The sequence below is a fragment of the Yoonia sp. SDW83-1 genome (genome assembly GCF_046762885.1).
Taxonomy (GTDB): Bacteria; Pseudomonadota; Alphaproteobacteria; order Rhodobacterales; family Rhodobacteraceae; genus Yoonia.
Map to the genome: position 1 here is coordinate 130,418 of NZ_JBKQXO010000006.1, position 18,526 is coordinate 148,943.

15 protein-coding genes are annotated in these 18,526 nt (G+C 59.7%); 12 read left to right on the plus strand and 3 right to left on the minus strand.

Features of this window, described 5'->3' with window-relative positions; translation table 11 throughout:
• Positions 1-8 precede the first annotated feature (8 nt).
• Genes ACFWW4_RS09730 through ACFWW4_RS09745 form a run of 4 tightly spaced genes read left to right on the plus strand, consistent with a single transcriptional unit; the run spans position 9 to position 4,621 of the window.
• On the plus strand, positions 9-1,466 hold the full coding sequence (locus ACFWW4_RS09730) for a biotin carboxylase (protein ID WP_393930718.1): 1,458 nt from the start codon (positions 9-11) through the stop codon (positions 1,464-1,466).
• A gap of 9 nt (positions 1,467-1,475) precedes the next feature.
• Positions 1,476-2,447 carry a C45 family autoproteolytic acyltransferase/hydolase gene (locus tag ACFWW4_RS09735; RefSeq protein WP_411890663.1) on the plus strand — a complete coding sequence of 324 codons (972 nt, stop codon included), beginning with the start codon at positions 1,476-1,478 and terminating at the stop codon, positions 2,445-2,447.
• A 10-nt stretch (positions 2,448-2,457) separates the two neighbouring features.
• A complete protein-coding gene (locus ACFWW4_RS09740; protein WP_411890664.1) occupies positions 2,458-3,783 on the plus strand; it encodes an aspartate aminotransferase family protein in 1,326 nt (441 codons plus the stop codon).
• 10 nt (positions 3,784-3,793) lie between these two features.
• Positions 3,794-4,621 (plus strand): 3-keto-5-aminohexanoate cleavage protein, encoded by an 828-nt coding sequence (locus ACFWW4_RS09745; protein ID WP_411890665.1) that lies wholly within the window; start codon positions 3,794-3,796, stop codon positions 4,619-4,621.
• A 2-nt stretch (positions 4,622-4,623) separates the two neighbouring features.
• Here the strand turns inward: ACFWW4_RS09745 and ACFWW4_RS09750 are convergent, their stop codons facing one another.
• Both ACFWW4_RS09750 and ACFWW4_RS09755 read right to left on the minus strand, forming a co-directional pair.
• Positions 4,624-7,743, minus strand: a complete 3,120-nt coding sequence (locus tag ACFWW4_RS09750; protein WP_411890666.1) for an efflux RND transporter permease subunit — start codon at positions 7,741-7,743, stop codon at positions 4,624-4,626.
• The gene (locus ACFWW4_RS09755) at positions 7,740-8,879 is read right to left on the minus strand and encodes an efflux RND transporter periplasmic adaptor subunit (RefSeq protein ID WP_411890667.1); all 1,140 of its coding nucleotides are present in this window, start codon (positions 8,877-8,879) and stop codon (positions 7,740-7,742) included. Before ACFWW4_RS09755 ends, ACFWW4_RS09750 begins: the two co-directional genes overlap by 4 nt.
• Before the next feature lie 224 nt (positions 8,880-9,103).
• On the opposite strand from ACFWW4_RS09755, the gene ACFWW4_RS09760 reads away from it, so the two are divergent.
• The 8 genes from ACFWW4_RS09760 (at position 9,104) to ACFWW4_RS09795 (ending at position 17,677) form a co-directional block, all read left to right on the plus strand.
• Complete coding sequence (locus ACFWW4_RS09760; RefSeq protein ID WP_411890668.1) at positions 9,104-10,234, plus strand: MHYT domain-containing protein; 1,131 nt, start codon at positions 9,104-9,106, stop codon at positions 10,232-10,234.
• 176 nt (positions 10,235-10,410) lie between these two features.
• Positions 10,411-11,265, plus strand: a complete 855-nt coding sequence (locus tag ACFWW4_RS09765; protein ID WP_411890669.1) for an FAD binding domain-containing protein — start codon at positions 10,411-10,413, stop codon at positions 11,263-11,265.
• Between the two features lie 11 nt (positions 11,266-11,276).
• Complete coding sequence (locus tag ACFWW4_RS09770) at positions 11,277-11,768, plus strand: (2Fe-2S)-binding protein (RefSeq protein ID WP_411890670.1); 492 nt, start codon at positions 11,277-11,279, stop codon at positions 11,766-11,768.
• Positions 11,765-14,179: an aerobic carbon-monoxide dehydrogenase large subunit gene (locus tag ACFWW4_RS09775; protein WP_411890671.1), complete on the plus strand. Its 2,415-nt coding sequence runs from the start codon at positions 11,765-11,767 to the stop codon at positions 14,177-14,179. The genes ACFWW4_RS09770 and ACFWW4_RS09775 overlap by 4 nt, the downstream gene beginning before the upstream one ends.
• Positions 14,180-14,221: 42 nt before the next feature.
• Positions 14,222-15,091: an AAA family ATPase gene (locus ACFWW4_RS09780; RefSeq protein ID WP_411890672.1), complete on the plus strand. Its 870-nt coding sequence runs from the start codon at positions 14,222-14,224 to the stop codon at positions 15,089-15,091.
• Positions 15,088-16,272 carry a vWA domain-containing protein gene (locus ACFWW4_RS09785; protein ID WP_411890673.1) on the plus strand — a complete coding sequence of 395 codons (1,185 nt, stop codon included), beginning with the start codon at positions 15,088-15,090 and terminating at the stop codon, positions 16,270-16,272. Before ACFWW4_RS09780 ends, ACFWW4_RS09785 begins: the two co-directional genes overlap by 4 nt.
• Before the next feature lie 8 nt (positions 16,273-16,280).
• Entirely contained in the window at positions 16,281-17,093 is an 813-nt protein-coding gene (locus ACFWW4_RS09790; protein ID WP_411890674.1) for an XdhC family protein, read from the plus strand.
• A gap of 128 nt (positions 17,094-17,221) precedes the next feature.
• The gene (locus ACFWW4_RS09795; protein WP_393930742.1) at positions 17,222-17,677 is read left to right on the plus strand and encodes a CoxG family protein; all 456 of its coding nucleotides are present in this window, start codon (positions 17,222-17,224) and stop codon (positions 17,675-17,677) included.
• A gap of 45 nt (positions 17,678-17,722) precedes the next feature.
• On the opposite strand, the gene ACFWW4_RS09800 is transcribed toward ACFWW4_RS09795, so the two are convergent.
• Positions 17,723-18,511 carry a lytic transglycosylase domain-containing protein gene (locus tag ACFWW4_RS09800; RefSeq protein ID WP_411890675.1) on the minus strand — a complete coding sequence of 263 codons (789 nt, stop codon included), beginning with the start codon at positions 18,509-18,511 and terminating at the stop codon, positions 17,723-17,725.
• Positions 18,512-18,526: the final 15 nt, after the last annotated feature.

Sequence of the window (18,526 nt, forward strand, 5' to 3'; positions counted from 1 at the left end):
ACAAGACCATGGCAACCATGCTCAAGAACATCTCAGAAATCCGGCGGTTCTTTCACCGCAATGAGGACCCGATCTATTTCATTTCGGCGACGAATTTCAACCTTCTGGGCCTCGATGAATGGGTCAAGAATTTCAAATATATCTGCTATATCGACTGTTATGGCGGCAAGCATCCGAACGTGTTCTGCCCGTCCGAACAGCCACACGCGGAGTTCCAGTCGATCGAGGATATCAACAACTATCTGCTGCAGCACAAAGAGGTGATTGATTTCATCAAGCGCCGCGGCGGCAAGCCGAAGTTCGTGTTCCTGATGTTCGATGAGGAAACGGAACGGTTGTCAAAGGAACTGGGCGCCGATGTCTGGTTTCCGAAGGCCAAGCTGCGCACGTCGATGGACAACAAGATCGAAACGGTGCGGATCGGGAACAAGGCCGGTGTGCCCTCTGTCCCCAACACGCTGTCAGAGGTCAAGGACTACGCCCATCTGCAGGAGATCTGCAAAGAGGCCAAGCTGGGCAATGACCTTGTGCTGCAATCCGCCTTTGGCGACAGCGGCCACACCACGTTCTTTATCAAGTCAGAGGCCGATTTCCGGCGTCATGAGCACGAGATCGTCGGCGAAGGCGAGATCAAGATCATGAAGCGGATCGATTGCCGCGGTTCCGCGATTGAGGCCTGTGCCACCAAGGAAGGCACCATCGTTGGTCCGCTGATGACCGAACTGGTGGGGTTCAAGGAACTGACCCCCTATCGCGGCGGCTGGTGCGGTAATGAAATCCTGTCGACCGCATTCCCCCCAAAGGTCCGTGAAAAGGCCCGCGATCTGACGTTCAAGTTCGGGGAGCAGTTACGTAAGGAAGGGTATCGCGGGTATTTCGAGCTGGATTTCCTGATCGACAAGAAGACCGGCGATCTGTGGCTGGGTGAATTGAACCCGCGCATTACCGGTGCGTCGTCGATGACCAATCACGCGGCCTTTGCCCATGCCGATGCCCCGCTGTTCCTGTTCCATCTGCTGGAATTCTCGAAAAAGAAATTCGATTTGGATGTGGATGAGTTGAATAGCCGCTGGGCCGACCCTGACATGATCGACAGCTGGTCCCAGATGGTGATCAAGCATACCGAAGACAGCGTGGATATCTGCACCGAAGCGCCGGAAACCGGTATCTACAAGATGCTGGAGGACGGGCGCGTGGTCTTTGACCGGTTCGATTATCACCGCCGCGCTGTAGAAAGCGAGAACGAGGCGTTTTTCCTGCGGATCCTGCAGCCGGGTGATTACCGGTATGAAGGCGCCGATATCGGTATTCTGGTGACCCGTGGCCGGTCGATGACCAAGAGTTTCCAGTTGAATGAGCGGGCGAAAAAGTGGATCCACGGCATCAAACAATCGGTGTCGGGTAAGCCGCTGCCGGTGGCCAATGCGGGCCCGGCCCTGGCTGATCCTGCGTTCAAGATCATGTAAGGAAAACCTATGCTTTGGCGCGCCCTCAGCGAAGATTTGCCCGGCCCGAAATGGGCCGGGCTTTTCGCCGAATACTGGCCGGATTACAAACGCTGGTGGCTGAAAGAGGGCGACGCGGCGCGCGCGAGCTATCTGGAAAGCAGACGCGCGCTGACCCAGCATATGCCAGAGATTATGCCGCTGTATGAAGAGTTGTGCGATCTGGCGGGTGGCGGTGATCAGGCGGCGCGGTTCCTGAGCTTTTATTGTCCGCCGCCTTATCTGACAGGCTGCAGTCAGGCGATCTGGCCGGGGGAAGAGCCGGTCTTGGTCCGCAATTATGACTACAATCCGAACGCATTCGACAGTCTGATCCTGCGCACGAAATGGCAGGGCAGGCGTGTCATGGGCACGTCTGACGGGCTGTGGGGGCTGGTCGATGGCATGAACGATGCGGGGTTGGCGATATCGCTGACCTTTGGCGGCCGGCGTGTGGTTGGCGATGGTTTTGGTGTGCCTCTGATTATCCGCTATGTCCTGCAGACCTGCGAGACGACAGAAGAAGCGGGCGAGGTGCTGGCGCGGGTGCCCACGCATATGAGCTATAACGTCACCGTGCTGGATGCCAAGCGCAAGTATCTGACAGCGATGATGGCCCCAGACCGCCCCGCGGTGATTACGCATGCCGCCGTGGCGACAAACCATCAGGAAAACGTGGAATGGATCAGCCATGCCCGGTTTACCGCCACTGTCGAACGCGAACGGTTCTTGTTGCAGCGCCTGACCCTGCACCGCGATCCCGAGGAAAAGTTCATTGGTGCTTTCCTGCGTCCGCCGCTTTATTCGACGGCGTTCGATGCGGGGTTCGGCACACTTTATACGGCGGTCTATCGCCCGCGCCTGCAACAGATGGAGGTCCGCTGGCCGGGTACCGTCTGGGCGCTGGGGCTGGATGATTTTCAGGAAGGCGGGCGGCGGGTGCAGATCCCCGGTGCTGCCTGAGGAGGTGCGGATGTCGCATATTTTTCCAAGACATACCAAGCAGTTGCCGCCTGTCGCGGTGCGCGGCGAAGGCTGTTATCTGTATGATGCAAGCGGCAAGCAGTATCTGGATGCGTCCGGTGGTGCGGCTGTGTCATGCCTTGGCCACGGTGACCGCACGATCATTGATGCGGTCAAGGCGCAGTTGGACAATCTGGCCTATGCTCATACCGGATTCTTCACGTCGGAACCTGCCGAAACACTGGCCGATCTGCTGATCGCCCATGCGCCGGGTGATCTGGACCGGGTTTATCTGGTGTCGGGCGGGTCAGAGGCGATGGAAGCGGCGCTGAAACTCGCCCGGCAGTATTTTGTCGAAAAGGGGGAGCCGCAGCGCGGCCGCCTGATCGCCCGCAAGCAAAGCTATCACGGCAATACGATGGGCGCGCTGTCGGCAGGGGGCAATGCATGGCGGCGCGCGCAGTTTGGTCCGTTGCTGATCGACATGAGCCATATTGATCCTTGCTATGCATACCGCCTGAAGCGTGATGATGAGACGCTGGAAGAGTACGGGTTGCGTGCCGCCAACCTGCTGGAGGAAGAATTGCTGCGCGTCGGGCCGGAAAACGTGATGGCCTTTGCTGCCGAGCCGGTTGTTGGTGCGACGGCCGGGGCGCTGACACCCGCGCCGGGGTATTTCAAGCGTATCCGCGAGATTTGCGATCAATACGGTATTCTGCTGATCCTGGATGAAGTCATGTGCGGGATGGGCCGGACGGGGACTTTGTTTGCCTGTGAACAGGATGGGGTTGCGCCTGATATCCTGTGTATCGCCAAAGGGTTGGGTGCGGGGTATCAGCCGATCGGGGCGATGCTGTGCAGTCGCCAGATTTACCAGACGATTGAAGACGGCAGCGGATTTTTCCAACATGGGCATACCTATCTGGGCCATCCGACCGCTGCGGCGGCAGGTGTGGCCGTTGTGAACGCGATGCTGGAGCGTGATCTGATCCCGCGTGTAAAGACCCAAGGCGAGAAACTGATGGCGGCATTGCAGGCCGCGTTTGGTCAGCACCCCCATGTGGGCGATATCCGGGGCAGGGGCCTGTTTCAGGGGGTCGAGCTGGTTGCGGATCGCGAGACCAAGGCGCCGTTCGACCCGTCGCGCAAGATTGCCGCCAGGATCAAGAAGGCGGCGTTTGAGGCCGGGATGATCTGTTACCCGATGAGCGGGACAATTGACGGGCAATCCGGTGATCATGTGCTGCTGGCCCCGCCATTCATCATCGAAGATGTCCAGATTGACGAGCTGGTGCAAAAACTGTCCAGCGCGGTTGAGGCCGCCCTGACCCTTTGAAGGCCTGACCATGACCAAACCTTGTATCATCTGTGTGGCCATCACCGGATCTGTCCCGCGGAAAGAGGATAATCCGGCGGTGCCGGTCACGATAGCAGAGCAGGTGGAATCCACCCATGCCGCCTTCGAGGCCGGGGCCGCGATCTGCCATGCCCATGTGCGTAACGACGATCAGACCCCGTCATCGGACCCCGATAAATTTGCAGCACTGATGGAAGGTGTGCAGAAACATTGCCCGGGCATGATCGTTCAGCTGTCCACCGGGGGCCGGTCCGGGGCGGGCAAGGAACGGGGCGGGATGCTGCCCTTGCGTCCGGATATGGCGTCGCTGTCGGTGGGGTCGAACAATTTTCCGACGCGCGTTTATGAAAACCCGCCTGATCTAGTGGATTGGCTGGCGTCTGAGATGCGCAAATATCAGGTCAAGCCAGAGATCGAGGCGTTTGATCTGTCCCACATCCATCAGGCCGTGGCGATGAACCGGGACGGGCGTATTCCCGGCCAGCTTTATGTGCAGTTCGTGATGGGTGTGAAGAACGCCATGCCGGTCGACAAGGATGTGTTTGATTATTACGTCAAGACGGTGAACCGGCTGGCCCCCGATGCGCAATGGTGTGCGGCAGGGGTGGGTGCCGGGCAGGTCATGGTCAATGAATGGTCCATCGCGGCGGGCGGGCATACCCGCACCGGGCTGGAAGACAATGTGCGCTGGGACAAGCATACGCTTGCCCCGTCCAATGCAGCACTTGTCGCCCGCGCAGCAGAGATTTGTGCACGTTACGACCGGCCTGTCGCCACACCCGCGCAGGCCCGCGAAATTCTGGGTCTGCGGGCCTGAGGCTATTCGGCGGGCACGGCAATGCCAGTGCCGACCGCGCGTTTTGCACGTTTTTCGCCCAGCATCAGCATGGCGGGCGTGACCAGCAAGGTCAGCACCGTGGCAAAGACCAGACCACCAGCGATAGCGCTGGACAGTTCAGTCCACCATTGGGTGGATGGTGCGCCATAGACGATTTCGCGCGTGAAGAAGTTGATGTTCAGACCGATCACCATGGGCATCAGCCCGAGCGCGGTTGTTACCGACGTCAGAACGACGGGACGCAAACGTTGGGCGCCGGTGCGCAACGCGGCCTCCAGCGGGGACAGGCCCGCATGTTTGAGGTTGTTGTAGGTGTCGATCAGCACGATGTTGTTGTTCACCACGATCCCGGCCAGGGCGATGACCCCGATCCCGCCCATGACAACGCCAAAGGGGCGGCCTGTGATCATCAGACCCAAAAGCACACCCGCGATGGAAAAGATGATCGCCGACATCACAACGAAGGCCTGCCAGAAGCTGTTAAACTGTGTCAGCAGGATCAGGAACATTAGACCGATGGCGGACACAAAGGCCCCGATCAGGAATGTCATCGCCTCGGCCTGTTCTTCGGCCTCGCCGCCGAATTTCACCCGCACGCTGGGCGGCAGGTCCAGATCGTCAATGGCTGACTGCAGGGCGAGGATCTGGTCGTTGGGCAGCATATCCGGGGCCACATCGGCCGAGATCGACACAACCCGAGCCTGATCGATCCGCGTGATGACACCGCTGCGCGGGGCCGGTTCAAAGGACACAAAGTTCGAAATGGGCACTAGCCCGGCATTGGTCGGAACACGCAGGCTTTCCAGTTCTGCCAGTGTCCGGTCGACCGCGGGGAAACGCACGACGATATCAACCTCGCTGTCACTGTCATCGGGGCGATAATCGGCCACGGTGATCCCGCGGGTCAGCAGTTGCACGGCCTGTCCCAGCAGGGCCACATCGGCCCCACTGCGCGCGGCTTCAGACCGGTCAACGGTAATCTGCCATTCGACGCCGGGGGAGGGGCGGCTTTCGATCACGTCTATGAAACCGCCAAGCCGATCCATCGTGTCGATGATCGTCTGGACGGCGGCTGCCTGTTCTTCAGTATTCTTTGCCAACACTTCAAGATTGATGGGTTTGCCACCGCCGGGGCCGCCGGAGTCAGTCTGAACCTGAACATCGATGCCCGGAATCTCGGCCATATCGGCGCGAATATCCTCGGCGATCAGGGCGACGGGCCTGCGGGTATCCCACTCGGTCAGTTCCAGTTGCAGAAAACCAATGGCGTCGCCACTTTCAGCAGACCCGCCAGAGCGTGCATAGATGCTGGCAATCTCGGAATATCCGGCCAGTTTCGCCTCGACCTGTCGGACAAGATCATCCTGTTCGTAGACCGAGAAATTGTCTTTCGCCAGGACTTCGACTTGCGCGTATTCAGGTTCCACGTCCGGAAAAAAGGTCAGGCCGTTTCCCAGGCTGCCATAGGCCACAAAGGACCCGACAAGCGCGATCACTGCAAAACTTAGCGTGATACCGGGTCGCAGGATCGACCATTCGAGCAACCGGATATAGCCACCCATGAAACCGGTCATGCGGCGAGGGTCGCCCCGTTCGGCTGCGTAAAGCTGGGCCTTGGACTTCGCTGACTGGCGTTGGCGTTTACCGATCAGGCCGCCCATGACGGGGATGAAGATCAGTGCCATGAACAGCGATGCGGCAAGTGTGATAATCACGGTGATCGGCAGGAATTTCATGAATTCGCCCACCACGCCTTCCCAGAAGAGCAGGGGAAAAAACACACAAAGCGTCGTCGCGGTCGAGGCGATGATCGGCCAGGCCATGCGCTTGGCCGCCATGGCATAGGCCTCTTTCGCATCGTGGCCGTCATGCAGATACCGGTCGGCCAATTCGACCGTCACAATGGCCCCGTCAACCAGCATCCCCACCACAAGGATGAGCGAGAACAGAACCACGATATTCATCGTGAAGCCCATGAAATAAAGGCCAGCCACGCCGGTCAGGAATGCCCCGGGAATCGCCAGACCGACCAGCAGCGATGACCGCAGGCCAAGTGCGTAGACTACAACGATCATCACCAAAATGATGGCGGCGATCACGTTCGCCTCCAGGTCGGACAGCATCGTTTTGACCTGTTCGCTTTCGTCCAGCGTGAAACTAACATGCACGCTGTCGGGCCAGTCCACGCGGGCAAGATCAATCACCTCGCGCACTTCGGCGACAGTTTCGATGATGTTCGCCCCGACCCGTTTCTTGACCTCCAAAGCCAGCGCTGGCTGTCCGTCGATCCGGGCAAAGCCCGTCGGATCCTCAAACGTACGCCGGATCGTGGCCACGTCTGCAAATGTGACAACCGTCTGCCCGCGCACCAGCACCGGCAGTTCCATCACATCTTCAAGGTTTTCGATCAGACCTGGCACCTTCAGCACCAGACGCCCCGCTTCGCTTTCGATGGCTCCGGCGGCGATCAGTTGGTTGTTGCGGGTGATCGAACCGATAATTTCATCGAAGGTGATATTGTAAGTTTCGAACACTGTGGGGTCGATCAGGACCTCCATCAGTTCCGTGCGCTGGCCGCCAATCTCGACCTCCAAAACACCGCCAACCGCCTCAATGTCGTCTTTGAGTGCATCGGCGAGCGAGTTAAGGGTTCGTTCGGGCACCGGGCCGGACAGGATGACATTTAGGATCGGGAACAACGCTGTATTGATCTCTGTCACGGTCAGTTGTGCGTCCTGAGGCAGATCGTTTTCGGCGCGATCAGATGCCTCTCGCACCTTGTCGAGTGCCGCATCGGCGTCGAACCCGGGTTCGAATTCAAGCTGAACAGATGCGTGGCCTTCACTGGCGCGCCCTGTCATGGATTTCAGCCCGGTTAATGACGCAAACTCGGTCTCCATCGGCCTGACCAGCACATCCTCGGAGTCCTGTGGCGAAATCCCGTCAAGGCTGGTTGAGACATAGATGATCGGGATCGGGATTTCCGGGTTACTTTCCTTGGGGATCGCCACATAGGAAAACGCCCCGAGCGCCAACAGGAAGACCAGCAAAAGCTGGGCCACCTTGCTGCGGCTGAAGGCGGCATCAATCAGGGCCTTCATTGGGTCACCGCGACGGCTTGTTGGGCGGCCGGGCGGGGATCGACAACATCCCCGGCATTCACAAACCCCTGGCCGACGGTGATGATCCGCGTCTCGTCTTCCAGACCGGTCACCCAGATCCCGTCAGGCTGGGCCCGAACAATCATGATGGGGCGGAAAGCGACAGTGTCATCAGGCAATACGGTCTTGATACCCAACTCACCGGTCGGGCTGAGTGACAAAATAGCGGGAGAGATGAAATGGCCCCTTGCCTGCCCGGTCGGAATGACAATCCGGGCGCTGAGACCCGCTGGCATCTGGCTGTCGGGGTTATCCACAGTAACTTCGACCCGGAATGTCCGGGTCTGGCTGTCGGCGTTACTGCCGATGAAACCCACGGTCCCGGTGCGGGTCTCGCCGGTGATGAACGATACCTGCGCCTCTTGCCCCTTTTCCAGCCGCGAAAGGGCTTGCTGCGGCACCTGCACCACAACCGTCAGCGGGTCATTGTCCAGCACTTCGGCGACGACATCGCCATCATTGACGAATTCGCCAACGTCCAGCGTCATTTCATTCAGGCGACCGGCGAACGGTGCCCGAATGATCGTGTTATCCAATTGCTCTTGCGCTGCGGTGACAGCAGCTTCGGCGGCGACTTTGGCCGCGCGTGTTTGTGTCACCTGGTTTTCGGTGGCGATGCCACGTCCCTGCAGGGTGACGGCGCGGTCATAATCCTCGGTCGCCTGCACAAGCTGGGCTTGCGCCTGGGCCAATTGTGCCTCGATTGTCCGGGAATCAATGCGCCCCAGTTCCTGTCCGGCGGCGACCAGATCACCCCGCGCCACCAGAACAGAGGTCATCTGCCCCGATGCCTTGGCTTGAATGCCTGTTGACCGGTCCGGCGTCGATTGACCCTCGGCTGTCAGCACCAGTTCAATGTCCCGGGCGGCAGAGTCGATCACCGCCACTGCCACGGGGCGCACGGTTGGCTCCTCGGTCACCTCATCGGCTGTTTCTGTCGGGATGATATATCCGCTGCCCATCCAGCCGATCAGGGCCAGCCCCAGAAATATCGCGATCCATTTTGAAGCACCGGCGCCCTTATCACTCTCAAATCTGAGCTGGCCGGTCAGGTCTGGCGCACTATCCTTCGCCATCTTGGTATTCCTTATTGGTTGAGGTGCCAAAAAATATGCACCGCAGACGTAACAACGACGCATACGTAAGGCGGGAACTTGCCAGATTCCAGAGGTTTGAAACGTTTGATTTCGCCCAACCGAAAAATGGTGCGGAATTCTGCCTGCGCCCGATTGACCCAAATCGGCCCTTGCCAAGATACAACTTGGCGTCACCCGCCTTGCTGACTACTGTCGGAGACTGAGTGGCGGGTCGGGAGGATGCCAAGCCACCACGTGTCGAGGGGATCTTGCTGGACTACACGCATAACGGCCTGTTTGTCATCGCTTCTTTGGCCATTGCACTGATGGCGGGCTTTGCTGGTTTATCGCTGACACGCGGCGCGTCACGCATGGCACCCACGATGCGCAAGGTTGTCGTCACCGGCTCGGCCATCATTCTGGGCTGGGGCATCTGGTCTATGCATTTTGTTGCAATGCTGGGCCTGCAATTGCCGGTGATGTTTTTCTATGACCCACTGATCACCCTGATCTCGGCATTGATCGCCATTCTGATGACAGGCGCCGCCCTATTGGTGGTGCATTTCGGGCAGCGGACCTTGCGCAAACGCATTCTGGCCGGTGTGATCCTGGGCATTGGCATTCCGGCCATGCATTACACCGGCATGTCGGGGATGCAGATTTGCCAGCCGGTCTATTCGGCTTTCGGCATCATCGTGGCCTTGGCGGCGTCCATTGGTCTCAGCGTGATGTCCTTTCTGATTTCCTATGGGGAACGACGGGCCAAGAACATTCTGCTTGGAACGCTTGGTTTTGCTGTGGCCGTGTTCGCCGTTCACTTCATCGCCATGGCGGGCACCGGATTTGTTCTTGTCTCAGGTCCAACGCCGACCGGCCCCGCGCTTAGCAATGAATTGCTGGCATTTGGGGTGGCGCTGTCGGTCTTCGTTCTGTCGGGAGCCTTCTTGCTGACCGGCGCGACCTTCGCCGTGGAACAAGCAGCCGAAATAGAACCGACCGTTCCGGGACCGGTGAGTTCCGACATACAGCGCATCCCTTATGAGGCGAACGCAAAGACCCATTTCATAGACACCAGTTCTGTGGCGGCAATCCGGGCCGAGGGCCATTACACTGTTCTGTACGCCGGAGATGACAAACTGTTCTGCCCGTGGTCGATCACAGAGGCCGAAAACCGGATCGCGGATGAGGCTTTTGTGCGCGCGCATCGCAGCTATCTTTTGAATGCCTCTCATGTGACCAGCTTTGAGCGCAAGAAAGACAATGGCGTCTGCTATTTTGAAAACACGCCGTCGCTTGGCAAGGTGCCGGTTGCCCGTTCGCGATTGGCCGAAGTGCGCGAAAAGCTGAATATGTAACGCTGCAGTTGCGAAAGAATGTGCTGCATCTGCGTACGCATTTCGTGCAGGCATCGCGCATTTCATGCAAAAGCGCGCTCCGCTCAGGATGCGGCGCTGGCCAAGCGGCTGCCGCTCCTGCTCGATCTCGTGCAAGGCGGCTGCTCTGACGGCCCGCACAGACAGGGAGGATTTCAATGATACCGGCGGCATTCGAATATCACCGGCCAGACAGCATCAGTGCGGCACTTGCCATCCTGCAGGACCATGGCGATGACGCGCGTGTGCTGGCGGGCGGCCATAGCCTGATCCCGATGATGAAGCTGCGCATGGCCGACATTCCGCATCTGGTTGATCTGCAGGATGTGGCCGATCTGCGCGGGATCAGCGTGCAGGATGGCAATGTCGATATCGGTGCCATGACCACGCAGGCCGAACTGATCGCCAGCGCGGACATCGCAAAGGCCGCTCCGATCCTGCACGAGGCCGCGCTGCAGATCGCCGACCCACAGGTGCGTTACATGGGCACCGTTGGCGGCAATATCGCCAATGGTGATCCGGGTAATGACCTGCCCGGGCTGATGCAGTGTCTGGATGCCAGTTTCACCCTTGTCGGGCCATATGGCAGCCGCGATGTGGCGGCGCGCGAGTTTTACGAAGCTGCGTATATGACCGCACGGGAGGATGATGAGATTCTGACGCGCGTCAGCTTTGCCGCCACCGACGCGGGCTATGCCTACGAAAAGCAGAAGCGCAAGATTGGCGACTATGCGACTGCCGCCGCTGCCGCGCTTTTGACCAAGAGCGGTGATCAGGTGTCGTCGGCCTCCATCGCCATGACCAACCTGAGCGATGTGCCGGTATTTTCGGAAAGCGCTGGCGCCGCACTGGTTGGCACTGCCTGCGACGCCGAAGCGGTCAAAGCTGCCGTCGCTGCAATGCTGGACGATATCGACCCCAATGAAGACAATCGCGGCCCTGTCGCATTCAAACGTCACGTCGCCGGCGTGATCCTGGGTCGCGCCATCGCGCGCGCCTGGTCGCGCAGTTAAGGAGAAGCAGAATGACAAAGCACCATGTCAAAATGACCGTGAATGGCGAGGACCGGGACATCCTTGTCGAACCGCGCGAATTGCTGATCCACACGCTGCGCGACCAACTTGACCTCAAAGGTCCGCATGTGGGTTGCGAGACATCCCATTGCGGGGCCTGCACCGTCGATCTGGATGGCAAATCGATCAAGGCCTGCACCATGTTTACCGTTCAGGCCGCTGGCAAGGACATCACCACGATCGAAGGTCTGGGCAACCCTGATGCGCTGCATGTGCTGCAGGAAAGCTTTCGTGAGCATCACGGGCTGCAATGCGGTTATTGCACGCCTGGCATGATCACCCGTGCGCATCGGTTGCTGCAGGAAAATCCGAAACCGACCGAGGAAGACGTGCGTTTCGGTCTGTCCGGCAACCTCTGCCGCTGCACCGGCTATCAGAATATCGTCAAATCGGTACTGGCGGCTGCCAGTGAGTTGAACGCAGCCAAGGAGGCGGCCCAATGAAGGACGAAGTCACACGCGACGAACGGGTTGCCAACCTCAAGGGGATGGGCTGCGCCCGCAAACGGGTCGAGGACGCGCGCTTCACCCAAGGCAAGGGCAACTATATCGACGACATCAATCTGCCGGGCATGCTGCACGGCGATTTCGTGCGCTCGCCCTATGCCCATGCAAGGGTGAAATCGATCAATATCGATGCGGCGATGGCGCTGCCCGGTGTGGTGGCGGTGCTGACGGCGAAGGATCTTGAACCGCTGTCGCTACACTGGATGCCGACGCTGGCGGGCGACAAGCAGATGGTGCTGGCCGATGGCAAGGTGCTGTTTCAGGGTCAGGAGGTTGCGTTCGTCGTGGCCAAGGACCGCTATATCGCGGCCGATGCCGTCGAACTGGTCGAGGTGGAATATGAGGAACTTCCCGTCATCGTGGACCCGTTCAAATCGCTGCAAAGCGATGTGGTGTTGCGCGAGGATCTGGAACCGGGTGCCGATGGCGCTCATGGTCCCCGCAAGCACCCCAACCACATCTTCCTGTGGGAAGTCGGCGACAAATCCGCGACCGAGGCTGTGCTGGACGAGGCCGATGTGGTGGCCGAGGAGATGGTCTATTACCACCGCACCCATCCGTGCCCGCTGGAACCCTGCGGGTCCGTGGCCAGCATGGACAAGGTCAATGGCAAGCTGACGCTTTACGGCACGTTCCAGGCGCCGCATGTGGTGCGCACCGTGGCATCGCTGCTTTCGGGGATCGAGGAGCACAACATCCGCGTGGTGTCCCCTGATATCGGCGGCGGCTTTGGCAACAAGGTCGGGGTTTATCCCGGTTATGTCTGTTCCATCGTCGCGTCCATCGTCACCGGCGTGCCTGTGAAATGGATCGAGGACCGTATGGACAACCTGATGTCCACGGCCTTTGCCCGCGACTATCACATGCACGGGAAAATTTCGGCGACCAAAGAGGGAAAGATCACCGGTCTTTGGTGTCACACGACCGCTGATCACGGGGCCTTTGACGCCTGCGCTGACCCCACCAAATATCCTGCGGGCTTCATGAGCATCTGCACCGGGTCCTATGATATCCCTGTCGCCTATCTGGGTGTCGATGGGGTCTATACCAACAAGGCCCCCGGCGGGGTCGCCTATCGCTGTTCCTTCCGCGTGACGGAAGCCGCCTATTTCATCGAACGGATGATCGAGGTGCTGGCAATTGAGTTGAACATGGACGCGGCAGAGCTGCGCCGGATCAACTTCATCAAGAAGGAGCAGTTCCCCTATAACTCTGCCCTCGGCTGGGAATATGACAGCGGTGATTACCACACGGCCTGGGACAAGGCGCTGGAGGCTGTGGATTACAAGGGGCTGCGCGCCGAACAGGCCGAACGGCTTGAGGCGTTCAAACGCGGTGAGACGCGCAAGCTGATGGGCATCGGCCTGACATTCTTTACCGAGATTGTCGGCGCAGGGCCCGTCAAAAACTGCGACATCCTAGGGATGGGTATGTTCGACAGTTGCGAAATCCGCATACACCCCACCGGGTCCGCTATTGCGCGGCTCGGCACCATAAGTCAGGGCCAGGGTCACGCCACCACTTTCGCCCAAATCCTCGCATCCGAGATCGGCATCCCCGCCGATAGCATCACGATTGAGGAAGGCGATACGGACACTGCCCCTTATGGATTGGGGACCTACGGCTCCCGCTCGACACCTGTCGCGGGGGCCGCTACAGCCTTGGCCGGACGCAAGATCCGTGCCAAGGCCCAAATGATCGCGGCCTATCTTCTCGAGGTCCACGACGACGATGTGGAATTCGACGTGGACCGGTTTGTCGTCAAGGGCGCGCCAGAGCGGTTCAAGACGATGCAGGAAATCGCCTATGCGTCCTATAATCAGGCGATCCCGGGGGTCGAACCGGGGTTGGAGGCGGTCAGCTATTATGACCCGCCCAATATGACCTATCCGTTTGGCGCCTATATCTGTGTGATGGATGTGGATGTGGATACGGGCACCGCCGATATCCGCCAGTTCTATGCGCTGGATGATTGCGGCACCCGGATCAACCCCATGGTGATCGAAGGCCAGGTCCATGGTGGCCTGACCGAGGCGCTGGCCATCGCGATGGGGCAGGAGATTGCCTATGACGAGATGGGCAACCACAAGACATCGACGCTGATGGATTTCTTTATCCCGACCGCGTGGGAAACGCCGCATTACACCACTGACCACACGGTCACCCCGTCACCGCATCATCCGATCGGGGCCAAGGGTGTAGGTGAAAGCCCGAATGTGGGCGGGGTGCCCGCGTTTTCAAATGCGGTGCATGATGCCTTCCGTCCTTTCGGGTTACGGCAAAGCCACATGCCGCATGATCACTGGCGCATCTGGAAAATCGCAAACGGTCTTGGTTTGCATGACTGAGCAAAGGGTAAGATGGGTTTAAACCCATCTTACGGTGTCGCAATGTCGGAATATGAAACGCTCCAATCTGCCTTGGGCCAGCAGGGCTATATAGCGCCTGATGATCTGGCCATGGCGTTGCATCTGGCGATCACGCTGGGCCGGCCTCTTCTTCTGGAAGGGGCCGCGGGCGTGGGCAAGACCGATATTGCCCGGTCGCTGGCCGCGGCCCGCGACACAAAGCTGATCCGGTTGCAATGCTATGAAGGGCTGGATGCTGCACAGGCGATTTACGAATGGAACTATCAGCGCCAATTGCTGGCCATTCGCGCATCGGGCGAGACGGGCAAGGCAGTCGAAGACCGCATATTTTCCCGCGACTATCTGCTGGAACGTCCGCTGCTGCAGGCGATCCAGCAGGATGTGCCACCTGTTCTGCTGATCGATGAGATCGACCGCGCGGATGAGGAGTTTGAGGCGTATCTGCTTGAAATTCTGTCTGAATTCCAGATCACCGTGCCAGAGTTGGGAACGATCACCGCCACGACCCGCCCGATAGTTATCCTGACGGCGAACGGTACGCGCGATCTGTCGGACGCGCTACGCCGCCGCTGCCTGTATGCCCATGTGGATTATCCGGACCGCAAGACCGAACTCGCGATCCTGCGCGCCCGCTGCCCTGATGTGCAGGCGACACTGGCCGGGCAGATCGTGGGGTTCGTGCAATCGCTGCGCAAGGAAGAGCTGGAAAAGAAACCGGGCGTGGCGGAGATGCTGGACTTCGCGGCGGCGCTGTCAGGGCTGGGGATCAACGACCTGACGGATGATCCGGCGGTGTTGATGGCAACGCTGGCGACCTTGCTGAAAACCGAAAGCGACCGGGCGAATGTGCCGCTGGAAGTGGCGGCACGGCTGGCGGGGCGCGCGGCATGAGTAAGGTGACCCGCTTCGCCGGACGTGACCCGGGGCCGGCCGCAAGGGTAGCCGGTTTCATGGATCATCTGCGCCTGCACGGGTTTCGTCTGGGCGTGTCCGAAACGGCGGCGGCGCTGGCCGCGCTGACGCAGATCAACGCTTGCGACCGGCATATGGTCCGGCTGGCGCTGAAGGCCGTGTGTGCAGGCAATGCGGAGGATATCGCCCGCTTTGATACGCTGTTCGATAGCTATTGGCTGAACCAGGGCCGGGTGCGCGAAAAGATCGTGCCAAGCGAAAGCGGGGCGATCCATCAGAACACAAGAACGACCGTCAAGGGTGACGGGGCGCAGACGGGCGAACGCGGTGTTGCGCAGGCGCCGGACGACAAGGCCGAAGGCGACGCATATGCCGATGGCACCGGCAAACTGGTCGCTGCCGATCTGCGCAACCTCATGAAAAAGGACCTGCGCGAACTGGTGGACGCCGATGATATCCGCGCGGCGGAACAGGCTGCGATCCGGCTGGGGCGTGCCCTGCGCGACCGGCGGTCTCGGCGCCGGAAGGCGGCACGCAAGGGCCGCCAGTTCGATTTTCGCCGGACGATCCGTAGGTCGCTTGGCACCGGGGGTGAGCCGTTGCATCTTGCCCATCGGGCGCGCCCGGACCGACCGGTCAAGATTGTGGCGCTGTGTGATGTGTCCGGGTCCATGATGCTTTATGCGCGCCCGTTTCTGGCGTTTCTTGCCGGGCTGATGCGGGCTGACGGCGCGTCGGACGCCTATCTGTTTCATACCCGTCTGGTGCGGATTGCCGATGCGCTGCGCGATCCTGATCCGCTGCGGGCGCTGAACCGAGTGACATTGCTGGCCGATGGCATGGGCGGCGGGTCCAAGATTGGGGTCAATCTGCGGAAATTCGCAGGCAGCTATGCGCGCAAATTCGTCAATGGGCGCAGTGTCGTGATCATCCTTTCCGATGGTTATGACAGCGACCCGCCGGCCATTCTGGGGGCGGCGTTGGAACAGCTGAAAAAGCGGGGCTGTAAGGTGATCTGGTTGAACCCACTGAAAGGCTGGGCGGATTACGCGCCTATCGCAGGGGGCATGGAAGCGGCCCTGCCACATCTGGATTTATTCAGCGCTGCCAACACGTTGGACAGTATTGCAGCACTGGAACATCATCTGGCAAGGCTATGACAATCCATATGACACAGGACAAGATGATCGCTGACGAACTGGCCCGCCGCCAAGCGGAAGGGCGACCGGTGGCGATTGCGACGGTTGTGCGGACCGTATCGTCAACGGCTGCAAAGCCGGGCGACAAGGCGCTGCTGGACGAAAACGGCACTCTGATCACGGGGTTTCTGGGGGGTGGTTGCGTGCGCGGTGCGGTGCGGCGTGCCACGCTTGCGGCGATAGCAACCGGTGCGCCGCAACTGGTTTCTCTCAAACCGCAGGAACTGCTTGAGGCTGAAGGGATCGCTGCGGGAGAGGCGCGTGACGGTGTCGTTTATGCCCGCAATGGCTGCCCCAGCCGCGGATCGCTGGATATCTTTGTGGAACCTGTTCTGCCGCGTCAAAGGCTGGTCATTTGCGGTGGGTCTGCCGTGGCCGTAGCACTTGCCGAACTAGCCGAAAAGTTCGATTTCCGGCGTACGATCTGTCTGGGCGCCGCTGCCGAAACGGCGCTGCCTACCCTCGATCAGGTCGCCGACGGCTTTGATGATCCGACCGTTTGGGACGGCGTGCCATTCGTTGTGGTCGCCACGCAAGGGCAGGGGGATGCGGCCGCGCTGATGCAGGCGCTATCGGTCCCAACACGCTTTGTCGCGTTTGTCGGCAGCCGCCGGAAATTTGCGGCCTTGCGGGAAAAGCTGATCGGCGAAGGGGTGGCCGCCGCCGATCTGGACCGTGTCCATGCACCCGCCGGTCTGCATATCCATGCCATCACGCCCGAGGAAATCGCGCTGTCCGTTCTGGCGCAGATCACATCCTTTCGTCGTAACGCTTTGGTCTAGGTTGAAGAGGAACCGGCAATTGAATACCGTTCGAAAACTGATCCGCCGACTGGCCCCAAAACTGACGGCCCAGCAGACAGAGGTGCTGGCTCGCATCAAATTTCCCTGTTGTTGAAGGACTTCAAGAAATGGAACTCAAAGACGAAATCCTGATCGAGGCACCACGCGATGTTGTGTACGCAGCATTGAACGACCCCGAAATATTGAAGGATTGCATCCCGGGCTGCGAAGAGTTGATCAAGCATTCCGATACCGAGCTTGAGGCCAAGGTTGTCCTGAAAATCGGGCCGGTGAAGGCCAAGTTTAGTGGCAATGTCACACTGAACCCGGAAAACCCGCCAGAACATTTTTCACTGACTGGCGAAGGTAATGGCGGAGCTGCCGGGTTCGCCAAAGGTGGTGCCGATGTCACCCTGACCGAACAGGATGGCGGCACGCTGCTGGCTTACAACGCCAACGCGCAGATCGGCGGCAAGCTGGCGCAATTGGGCAGCCGGTTGGTGCAGGGTACGGCCAAGAAACTGGCAGGCAAATTTTTCACCAGTTTTGCCGAACGGGTGACCGAGGCTCAGGCTGCAAGTTAATCACGATGGGGAAGTTTGCGCATCGCCAACGCATACGCTGCGTGCCTAACCTTCAATACGCGCGGCCATGATCGCAATCGCCTTTTGATAGACCCCGGCGGCGTTCCATTGCTGGATCACGGCAAAGTTGGGCTGGCCTTCCTGATAGCCAGCGCCGGGTCGCCAGCCTTTCTGACGCAGGAAATTCGCGGTTGATGCCAGGCTGTCGGTCAGGTTGGTCAGGTCGATGACCCCGTTGCCATCACCGTCATAGCCATAGGCGATCACATTGCCGGGCAGGAACTGGGTGTGGCCCAACTCGCCATGCATCGCGCCAAGGGTGTTCGATGACAGGCTGCCCTGGTCCACCAGTTTCAGCGCGGCAAGTGCGTGACCAGTAAAGAATTCGGAGCGTCTGCAATCATAGGCCAGCGTGGTGATGGCAGAGACGACATTTGCGTCGCCCATGAAGTTGCCGAATCCGGTTTCCATGCCGTGGATGGCGACAACAACCGCTGCAGGCACGCCGAATGCACGTTCGATGGAATCGTAGAACGCCGGGTTGCGGGCGATGCGCCGCTTGCCCTGTGCGACAATCGTGTCGGCCCCGCGAATGCGCATGAAATCGTCAAGATCATAGCGGAATGACCGCTGATTGCGGTCCGCATTAATCGTGCGGGTGGCATAGGTGGTCTGTGCAAGGGCCTGCAGGCCCCGTTGCCCGACGCCTGCGCTGGCTGCGTCGCGGGCGAATTGCTGTTTCCAGGCCGCGAACCCGCTGGCGTCATTGCCGCATTGCGCCGCCAGAGCGGGAGAGGCGAGAAGGGCGGTGATCAGAAGGACGGATTTGAACATAAGGACGCTCGCGCA